Annotated in this window: 10 protein-coding genes and 1 pseudogene; 2 read left to right on the top strand and 9 right to left on the bottom strand. The window is 28.9% G+C overall.

What is annotated here, in order from left to right:
• The 5 genes from ACH2CG_RS16815 to ACH2CG_RS16795 form a co-directional block, all read right to left on the bottom strand.
• A partial coding sequence (locus tag ACH2CG_RS16815) for a flavoprotein (protein WP_395067320.1) occupies nt 1-252 on the bottom strand: 252 nt, incomplete at its 3' end.
• Nucleotides 253-261: 9 nt separating this feature from the next.
• The gene (locus ACH2CG_RS16810; protein WP_274781581.1) at nt 262-579 is read right to left on the bottom strand and encodes a DNA-directed RNA polymerase subunit omega; all 318 of its coding nucleotides are present in this window, start codon (nt 577-579) and stop codon (nt 262-264) included.
• A 6-nt stretch (nt 580-585) separates the two neighbouring features.
• On the bottom strand, nt 586-1380 hold the full coding sequence (locus ACH2CG_RS16805) for an outer membrane protein assembly factor BamD (RefSeq protein ID WP_395067317.1): 795 nt from the start codon (nt 1378-1380) through the stop codon (nt 586-588).
• A 122-nt stretch (nt 1381-1502) separates the two neighbouring features.
• A complete protein-coding gene (gene dapA / locus ACH2CG_RS16800; protein WP_395067315.1) occupies nt 1503-2378 on the bottom strand; it encodes a 4-hydroxy-tetrahydrodipicolinate synthase in 876 nt (291 codons plus the stop codon).
• Between the two features lies 1 nt (nt 2379).
• Nucleotides 2380-2898 carry a DUF6913 domain-containing protein gene (locus ACH2CG_RS16795; protein ID WP_395067313.1) on the bottom strand — a complete coding sequence of 173 codons (519 nt, stop codon included), beginning with the start codon at nt 2896-2898 and terminating at the stop codon, nt 2380-2382.
• Nucleotides 2899-2976: 78 nt separating this feature from the next.
• Here ACH2CG_RS16795 and ACH2CG_RS16790 point away from each other — a divergent pair, with 78 nt between their 5' ends.
• Entirely contained in the window at nt 2977-3729 is a 753-nt protein-coding gene (locus tag ACH2CG_RS16790) for a 5'-nucleotidase C-terminal domain-containing protein (RefSeq protein WP_395067311.1), read from the top strand.
• A 39-nt stretch (nt 3730-3768) separates the two neighbouring features.
• Nucleotides 3769-4683, top strand: a complete 915-nt coding sequence (locus tag ACH2CG_RS16785; protein WP_395067309.1) for a bifunctional metallophosphatase/5'-nucleotidase — start codon at nt 3769-3771, stop codon at nt 4681-4683.
• Here ACH2CG_RS16785 and ACH2CG_RS16780 read toward each other — a convergent pair.
• From ACH2CG_RS16780 to ACH2CG_RS16765, 4 genes and pseudogenes are all read right to left on the bottom strand, one after another.
• Nucleotides 4669-5355, bottom strand: a complete 687-nt coding sequence (locus ACH2CG_RS16780; protein WP_395067307.1) for a hypothetical protein — start codon at nt 5353-5355, stop codon at nt 4669-4671. The genes ACH2CG_RS16785 and ACH2CG_RS16780 overlap by 15 nt on opposite strands.
• 55 nt (nt 5356-5410) lie before the next feature.
• Nucleotides 5411-6103 carry a hypothetical protein gene (locus ACH2CG_RS16775; RefSeq protein WP_395067305.1) on the bottom strand — a complete coding sequence of 231 codons (693 nt, stop codon included), beginning with the start codon at nt 6101-6103 and terminating at the stop codon, nt 5411-5413.
• Nucleotides 6093-6791 carry a hypothetical protein gene (locus ACH2CG_RS16770; protein WP_395067303.1) on the bottom strand — a complete coding sequence of 233 codons (699 nt, stop codon included), beginning with the start codon at nt 6789-6791 and terminating at the stop codon, nt 6093-6095. Before ACH2CG_RS16770 ends, ACH2CG_RS16775 begins: the two co-directional genes overlap by 11 nt.
• Nucleotides 6778-7275 (bottom strand): annotated as a pseudogene (locus tag ACH2CG_RS16765) (helix-hairpin-helix domain-containing protein); the annotation flags it as partial. The pseudogene ACH2CG_RS16765 and the gene ACH2CG_RS16770, both read right to left, overlap by 14 nt.
• Nucleotides 7276-7369: the final 94 nt, after the last annotated feature.

Raw genomic sequence — 7369 nt, 5'->3', positions numbered from 1 at the left:
CCAAAGACCTAACTCAACATGATTATTCCATTGCGCATTGTCATCATCTTCATTATAAAATGTAGAATGTACAGGATTTTTTGACAGTGTAGATAACGTTAATGGCGTTACAAAATCCTTAGAAGCAGGTGTCATTATCACTTGGACATGCGCACCTGCTTTTATAAATAGACGAACTAATGTTGCTGTCTTATATGCGGCAATTCCACCAGAAACGCCTAGTATTATTTTCTTACCGCTTAAAACTGACATTATTCTTTATTATTTGTTTGTATCTTTATGATAAATTTTTCCATCTAACCATTCTTGAACTGCAAGAGCGTGAGGTTTTGGAAGTTTTTCATAAAATTTAGAAACTTCAATTTGCTCTTTGTTTTCAAAGACTTCTTCTAAGCTATCGTTGTAAGTAGCAAATTCATCTAACTTTTCAAGCAATTCTTTCTTGATTTCAGTATTGATTTGGTTTGCTCTTTTAGCCATAATAGTTATTGCTTCATAAACATTCCCGGTAGGTTCTTCAATAACAGTTTTATTGTATGTTATTGTGTTTACTGGTGCATTGGTCTTTTTTAAATCCATGACATTTTATTTTGAAAATTGTTGTAAATCTTTATCAATCTTAGCTATCATTCCGCTAGCTTTTTCTTTATATTTAGAATCTGAACTGAACTTTGTGAAATTATTATACGCTGCTTTAGCAGTATTTAATCGTTCTTCCATTTTCTCTGGCACACTATTAATTGCTAATTGATATGCCGAATCTAGTTTATAAAACAAAGCATCTTCCTTAAAAGGTGTTCCTGGATAATCTGAAATGAAATTATCTAGAGCAATTTGAGCCGATTTATAATCTGAAATTGTATTGTATTGTTTTGCATTTTCAAATGCTTTTTTCTCTATTTTGTTACGCAATGATTTTACAACAGTATTGGCTTCTGCCAAATAAGTAGAGTTTGGATAAGAGTCAATAAAATTTTGCAATTTATCTACTGCTTTATCTGTATCGGCTTGGTCTAAACTATAAACTGGCGATAGCATAGAATAACATTTTGCTCCTAGAAACGCTGCTTCTTCATGTTTTTCACTTTTTGGATAACTTGAAGCAAAGCTTTCAAATTGGTAACCTGCCAAATAATATTGTTTAGTTTTATAATAGGCTTGTGAAAACATATAAAACAAATTTTCTGCCTGTGGTTTTCCTTTGTAGGAAGGCGCGATTTGTTCAAACAATCTTATGGCTTTATCATATTTTCCTTTTTCGTACATTTTTACAGATGCATCATATTTAAGTGCAACATCTTCCGATTTTAAGGCTTTTTGATATTCGTTACAAGACGAAAAAAGAACTACCAAAATTATAAGCGAAACTATTTTCTTCATTTTAATTTTTATGAATGCAGTTTATAAAAGGTATTTTTATCCTTAAAAAACGAACTGCAAAATTAGTTAATAATTAGATACTATGAAACATTTTTTTTAATTGTTATTTTTAGGCTAAAAAACTACAATTTTTCAATAAATCTTGACAGTCGTTCTACCAAATCTTGATTCACATTTACTAAAGGTAATCGAACTGTATTCTCTGACAAGCCCAGCTTTTTATGAACTTCTTTTATTCCGGCAGGATTTCCTTGTTCGAAAATCATCTCTATTGCATCTGCTAAAAGATAATGCAGTTTATAGGCTTCGTCTACTTTTCTTTCTAGTCCAAGACGAACCATATCTGAAAATTGTTTTGGAAAACCTTCTCCAATAACCGAAATCACGCCACTTCCGCCAGCTAAAATCATGGGTAAAGTAACCATATCATCTCCCGAAATTACTAAAAACCCTTCTGGCTTTCCTTGAATAAGTTTCATGGCCTGAACAATATCGCCAGCAGCTTCTTTAATTGCTACAATATTTTTAAAATCATTTGCAAGTCTTATAACCGTAGATGGTAACATGTTGCATGCAGTTCGTCCAGGTACATTGTACACTATTATAGGAATTGGCGATGCTTCAGAAACAGCTTTAAAATGCTGATAAACACCTTCTTGCGTTGGTTTATTATAATACGGCGAAACAGAAAGTACGGCAACAAATTTAGACAAATCTCTTGTTTTTAATTCTTCAACAACTTTGTAAGTATTGTTTCCGCCAACACCAAGAACCAAAGGCAAACGATTGTTGTTGGCTTTAATAACGGTTTCAATTACAAGCTCTTTTTCGTCTTGACTTAAGGTAGCATTCTCTGCAGTTGTACCTAAAACTACAAGATAATCAATACCATTTTCTATTTGAAAATTTACAATTTTCATTAAAGCTTCTGTATCTACAGATAAATCTTTCTTGAAAGGCGTTACCAGTGCAACTCCAGTTCCTATTAATGATTGCATGTTATAGTTTGTTTAATATTTTTAAATATTTAAATAATTCGTAAGTGAAAACTTTATAATTTTCGGCATTTGTATCAATCATAAAGTGATTTAGTCTTTTATCTACAGATGCAAATCCTACTTTAAAACTTGCCTTAGAAAGATGCGTTACTAGCATTAAAGCTGCTTTTTCGGTATCATAATAACTTAACAACAAATCTATATCTTTATTTATAAATTGAACAACCTCTTTTTTTTCAAAAGTAGCAGTCCAACTTAAATCTTTATGACTAAAAATAGGAAAATTAAAAACATCATTCTTCTTTATTGTATTTTTAAACACTAAAAAAGTAATATTTTGCTCTTCAATTCCGTTTTTAACAAGCTCATTTATTAATTTTTCTTTCTCATAAAAGTATGTTTCATCAAAGAGTATTCCAACATTTTTAATAGAATTATTTGATGCTAAATGATTTACATTTAATAACTTTTTCTTAACTATTTTTTTTACTGAAAAATCCTTTATTTTATTCCAAAACATACTACTTTTACTTGATTACAAATTTAATTAAATTTAGTTGTATAACAGATGGTAAAACTAAAAAACTATAACGTTGGAATGAAACATTTTGTTTTATTATTAACATTTATTTCTTTAATTTCTTGTTCCAATCAGAAGTATTATGTTTCTAAGATTGAAGGCAAAAAAATTGGCATAACAGAAAAGCAATCTAGCGTTGCCGAAATTGAAAACTACATAAAACCTTACAGAGAACACATAGATAAGGATTTAGGAGAAGTATTGGCTTATTGTCCTGAAACATTAGATAAATCTAAAGGAGAATGGCAAACCAATATTGGCTGTTTTCTTGCCGATATTACAATTGAAAAAGCCAACCCAATTTTTATAAAACGGCAACAAAAGTCTATTGATATATGCTTATTAAATCATGGCGGAATAAGAACTATAGTTCCCAAAGGCAATGTAACGGCTAGAAATGCCTATGAAGTAATGCCGTTTGAAAATAGCGCCATAATAATTGGACTTAAAGGTGTTCAAATAGCTGAAATTGCCAATTATATAATTTCCGAAAAAAAACCACATCCACTAGCAGGAATGACTTTTACGATTTCTAAAGATAATGTTGCAAAAAATATTCAAGTGCAAGGAAAACCTCTAGAAAATGATAAAATTTACTACGTGGTAACGTCTGATTATTTATCTAATGGCGGCGATAATATGGTGTTTTTTAAAAAAGGCGTTGAGCGCTACGACATAGATTACAAACTAAGAAATATAATGATTGATTATTTTAAAGATGTAGATACTTTAAATGTCAATTCTGATATTAGAATTAGTAAAGAAAATTAAATTTTAAAAAGTTTCGCTTTATTTATATACAGTAAGAAAATGAAAAGAAGAGATTTTATACAGAAAACAGCAGCAAGTTCGGCACTTATAGGATTAACTGGATTTTCACTAAGCAGTTTTAAAAGTGAAGATGTAAAACATATTACCATTCTGCACACGAATGATGTTCACAGTTATATAGATCCGTTTCCTGCCGATCATCCTAGAAATCCAAATATGGGTGGCGTTGCCAGAAGAGCGTCTTTAATTGAAGAAATTAGAAAAGAAAATCCAAATGTAGTAGTGCTAGATGCTGGAGATATTTTTCAGGGTACACCTTATTTTAATTATTATGGAGGTGAACTCGAATTTAAGTTAATGAACATGATGGGCTATGAAACAGCAACATTGGGCAATCACGATTTTGACAATGGAATAGATGGTTTACTAGCTCAAATGCCTAATGCTAAATTTGATTTTGTATCATCCAATTATGATTTTAAAAATACAGTTCTCGACGGACACGTAAAACCATATAAAATTACTACTGTTGATGGCATAAAAATTGGTGTATTTGGCCTTGGTATTGAACTTGAAGGATTGGTTGATAAAAAGAACTACAAAGAAACAGTTTACAACAATCCTATTGAGGTTGCAACCGATATGGCAAGAATATTGAAACAAGAAAAAAAATGTGATTTAGTAATTTGTTTATCACACATTGGTTTTAAATACAAAGAAGATCCAAATAAAGTTTGCGATATTATACTTGCAAAGCAAACTAAAGATATTGATTTAATAATTGGCGGACACACACATACATTTTTAGACAAGCCAGTGATAGAAAAGAATCTCGACGGAAAAGAAGTCCTTATCAACCAAGTAGGTTGTTATGGCTTAAATCTTGGACGAATAGATTTTTACATGACAAGTGACAAACAAATTGCAAGTAAAGGAAAATCAATTATTGTCTAATCTTTCGGAGGTAATTAAAAATTTATAAAAAACATAGAACGCTACTATATTTAAGGTCATTGCTAATGGTCTAATATAGATAGAATAGAAATTTATCATATAATATTTTTCAATATAAATAACAAGTTGCAACCCTAGAAACAAAAGAATACTAATTAATAAAAGTGAATTTTGTTTAGTATCACTCTCAATATAAATAGATATTGCAGCACCACCTAAAACTGCTGCCATTAGATTGTGAAAGAAAATTAAATAATATGAGTTTTCTGGTACATCGGCAGCAACAAATAAATAGAAAAATATAAAACCTAACGGTAAAGTTGCTAGAAAAAAAGATACTAAATTTTTAACCTTTGCAGTATTGAAAATAACTATTAACAAAAATATTCTGTGAATGGTGTATGTTATTACTCCGTAGAAAAGTGCCTCTTTGGTATTGGGTATAAAAAGTAAGTTTGTTAACAATGAAAAAAACATTAAAATATAGAACAACTTGTAATGTTTGGGCGATTCATAAAAGTACATAACCATTAATAAAATAGGTATTAATGGCTTTGTAATAAACAAAATTATTTTTAAAGAAAAATACTCAGCCATAACCTCAACAATAGCGTTGATGGTATATAACAAAGTAAATACTTTAACTAAGTTTTTTCTTTCAAATAATTTCATTTCATAAAATTAATGAAATAAATTTATTAAAACCTAATTTATTGTGTTAAAAAAATTAATTATTATCATGTGATATCATAAATTGATAAAACACATAATGTCCAAACACAAAGAAAATCATTGAAATTGGTTTTAAAAATGTCATGTCAAGAAAGTAAAATTTTATTCCCAACACAAATAAATTTAAACCAAAAAACAAGGAACTAATAAGTAACAATTTGCTCGATATACCATTGTTAATGATGAAATTACCCAAAGAATAACCTCCTAAAATGGTCATCAGCACTGTTTGAAAACCAATAAGATAAAGCTGAACGCCTTGAATATTCTCACTAACCATACTTATTAAACTCAAAAAAAGAAAGAAAAACGGAATAGCTCCCAGCAGTATAGGAACAACTCCAAGCGTTTTATTGCTTTTAAAAATCATAACAATAATAAGTATGCGATGCAGCATAAAAAAAACTGATGCTAATAATAACAATCGCGGAATATTGTTTATAAAAAATAAATTAGCTAACCAATTAAAAAACAATGCCGAACAATATATTCTAGAGGTTTTAAGCGAACTAACTAAATACAAAAAAAATAAAACCGGAATTAGTAAAGGCTTTACTATCCATTGTAAAATATTGCTTTCTACAAACTCAGCATATATTTCGATTATTAAAACAGAAAAGAAAACAATATTTAAGTAAAAACTAACACCTTGATTCTTTATTGGTTTATTTAAATTATTAAGTAACATTATTTATTTTTTTTAATAAAACGTCATTCTCTTTTAATAAAATATATTTTATAAAAAAATAATAAGAGAAAACTTGACATGAAAAATGAATATAATCAATGATAACCAATTGATTTTGAAAATTATAAATCAAATAGAAAAAATCTGAAACAATAACACAAGTTGCACTTAACATCAAGAATAAATTGGGAATATTTGTTTTCCAAATAATATTATAACTTACCAATGAAGTCATTATAAATACAGAAAAACCAAAACAAAACACGAGAGTTTGTGCAATTCCCTCACTAAAAGAAAATAACTCTACAGAAGTGTGCCATACATAACCAACTAAAGAAGAGATTAATAACAAAGAAAAACAATTGAATTTATTGTATTTAAATTTTTCTAAGTTTTTAATTATTAATATAATCATGCAAATAATTGCTAAAAAAAAAGGAAAGACAATGTAAACAATTTCGTTATCAAAATTCATTAAACCAACGGCATCACCTATAAAACTAAACATTAAAAATAAACAAACCCAACTATTTATTTTCTTAGTTTTTATTAAATAGTAAAAAACCAATGCAGGAACTATGAAAGGTTTTGTAACTAATTTTAGACTTTCAGAACCGCAAATATTAGCAATAATTGCTAAAACACAAAAAAGAATATACAACAATAATGCAACCTTACTCGTTTTCATTAATCATTTTTATAAAATCATTTTCAGAAATAATTGCTATTCCCAATTGATTTGCTTTTTCCAGTTTAGCTGGACCCATATTGTCTCCTGCAACAACATAATCTGTTTTAGAAGAAATAGAACTTCCTATTTTACCTCCATTATCTTCAATAGCTTTCTTTAAATCGTCACGAGAAAAAATTTCAAAAACGCCAGAAACAACAAAGGTTTTACCAACCAATTTACTAGTTGCGTTTGGATTAAATTTTTCTATAATTTCAAACTGAACTCCAAAACTCTTTAATCGTTCAATGATAATACTATTATTTTGATTTTCGAAGAATTCAATGACACTTTGCGCAATTCGATCACCAATTTCATCAACCAAAATTAAGTCCATAAGCGATGCTTGGCGCAATGCATCAATATTCTTATAATGCTTTGCCAATTTCTTTGCGACGGTTTCTCCTACATATCGAATTCCTAATGCAAACAAAACATTTTCAACAACGGATTGGTAAAAGATTATTCAGACTTGTATGAATTGACAGTAGATCAAATTTTGCCTCTTGATAGAATGGCTCAAAAAAGTGCCGAAA

The organism is Flavobacterium sp. (assembly GCF_043778725.1).
Classification (GTDB): domain Bacteria; phylum Bacteroidota; class Bacteroidia; order Flavobacteriales; family Flavobacteriaceae; genus Flavobacterium.
This window is presented reverse-complemented; position numbering and strand designations above follow the sequence as displayed.